The sequence below is a fragment of the Prescottella defluvii genome, assembly GCF_000738775.1.
In the GTDB taxonomy this organism is placed as follows: domain Bacteria; phylum Actinomycetota; class Actinomycetes; order Mycobacteriales; family Mycobacteriaceae; genus Prescottella; species Prescottella defluvii.
The window spans coordinates 1-793 of record NZ_JPOC01000122.1 but is presented as its reverse complement, the minus strand read 5'-3'; the positions used below and the strand labels follow the sequence as shown (position 1 = coordinate 793).

The following is a 793-nucleotide window of genomic DNA, read 5'->3' as shown; positions in this document are numbered from 1 at the left end:
CTGACGGAACGCCAGTGTCCACTGACCGGAGGCGAGTTCGTCGCCGTGCAGCGTGATGGAGGGGTGGAAGGCGTGGTGCATGTCGAGGATGACGTTCCTGCCGTCGACCTTCTGCAGGGCGATGGTGCGGAAGACCTCGGCGATCGGATCGGCGTCGTCGAACTTGCCGAGCGGGCCGTAGTCGATCTCGGCGCCCCGGTCGATGAAGCATGCGCGGAAGGTGTCCGCGTCCTTGGCGTCACACGCCCGCAGGTAGCGGTGCTTGAGTGCCTTGATGGCCTCGATCCGCTCGAGGTCGTCGAGGCGCTGTTCGATGGTGCGTTCCGTCATGGGAAATCCTCTCGGTTGCGATCTGTGTCACAGAACCTAGGTCCTGCAGCGCGCCGCGCGAGAGGCTTTCCCGCTCAGTGGAGAAGTCAGGGCTGGCCGGGGAACGCTGTCGTTGCCGGCACCACACCCAGGATGGCGCGCCAGTTCGCTGCGCGGACAGCGGCTTCGGTGAGTGCAGTGACGCCGACCTCGCGCGTGTGCTCGGACTGGCTGCGTTCGATCACCGAGCGCCACGCCACCGCGGTGTCGGCCTCGATCTGCGCGGCCAGCTGGGCGGCGGAGGTCGGATCGGTCACCGGGAACGGCACCGAATACGCGGCCTGCGGTTGCGGGGCGTCGACGCTGGCGGCCGTCAACGCGTCGATGGTCGCGTCACGACGTGCCCGGTGGGCGGCGGTGTTCGCCGAGACCAGATCGGAGCGGTTGGGATTCGAGAAGGCGGCCACCACGCCGTAGGCGAAGA

Annotated in this window: 2 protein-coding genes; both read right to left on the bottom strand. The window is 67.8% G+C overall.

Annotation, left to right across the window (positions count from 1 at the left end):
• A partial coding sequence (locus tag IJ15_RS0123980; protein ID WP_031940843.1) for a nuclear transport factor 2 family protein occupies positions 1-330 on the bottom strand: 330 nt, incomplete at its 3' end.
• An 86-nt stretch (positions 331-416) separates the two neighbouring features.
• Positions 417-793 (bottom strand): ferritin-like domain-containing protein (locus IJ15_RS0123975; RefSeq protein WP_031940842.1); only part of this gene is annotated, 377 nt, incomplete at its 5' end.